The organism is Frankia sp. CeRuru1, assembly GCF_977966315.1.
In genome coordinates, this window is record NZ_CDWWEW010000404.1 from 3,727 (window position 1) to 4,731 (window position 1,005).

The 1,005-nt window shown below is 68.7% G+C and carries 2 protein-coding genes; both read left to right on the plus strand.

Translation table 11 applies throughout. From position 1 onward, the window contains the following. A partial coding sequence (locus AC08OP_RS21365; protein WP_476615813.1) for a cytochrome P450 occupies positions 1 to 605 on the plus strand: 605 nt, incomplete at its 5' end. Positions 606 to 713: 108 nt separating this feature from the next. Continuing rightward, the coding region (locus AC08OP_RS21370; protein ID WP_476615814.1) for a Gfo/Idh/MocA family oxidoreductase at positions 714 to 1,005 on the plus strand (292 nt) is incomplete at its 3' end.

The following is a 1,005-nucleotide window of genomic DNA, read 5'->3' on the forward strand; positions in this document are numbered from 1 at the left end:
TTAGGCCGGAGACCGCGCAGGACCTCCTGTCGGTCCTCCTCGCCGCCCGCGACAGCGAGGACCGGCTGAGCGAGGACGAGATGATCAGCCTGGCGTGGTCGGTCCTCCTCGCGGGCTACGAGATCACCGCTTACGAGATCGGCGACTTCGCCTACACCCTGCTGACACAGCCGCATCTCGTCCAGCTGCTGCGCGACCGGCCCGACCTGGTCGTGCCGGCGGTGGAGGAGCTCCTGCGCCAGGTCCCCCTCACTTCCGCGGCCTTCTACGCGCGGGTGGCGACGGAGGATCTGGAACTGGGCGGCACCCTGGTCCGGGCCGGCGAGGCCGTGCTGGCGTCGATGGTGTCGGCCAATCGCGACGAGTCGGTCTACAGCGACGCCGACGTGGTCGACTTCGACCGGAACGCCGTCCCCCATCTGGCGTTCAGCTACGGCATACACCACTGTCTGGGTGCACAGCTGGCCAGAATGGAGCTTCAGGTCGTCACGAACGCGCTGGTCCGCAGGTTTCCGACACTCGCTCTCGCGGTTCCCACCAGGGAAATCGTCTGGCGTAGCGGTTCGATTCTGCGCGGGCCGCTGGCTCTTCCAGTGACCTGGTAGGAGGAGAAGCACACCCGCCCCGACGACTGCCTTCCCTTCCGCCCATGATGTCGGCCGGCGGCCCGGCCCTGGGCGAGTGGATGGATTACCTGTGGGAGGATTCAGGGTATGGCAGCCAGGATTCGAGTCGGCGTCGTCGGGGCCAGCGCCCAGCGCGGCTGGGCGATGTGGTCACATCTGCCAGCGCTGGTCGCTCTGCCCGATTATGAGATCAGCGCGGTAGCCGCAAGCAGCCCGGAGAAGTCCGCGGCCGCCGCCCGCCGGTGGGGGGCCGCGCGCTCTTTCACCGATCCCCGTGAGCTCATCGAGTCCGCGGACGTCGATCTGGTCACGATCGCCGTGGTGCTGCCGCGCCGGGTGGGGCTCGTGGAGGCCGCGGTGGCGGCGGGCAAACACGTTT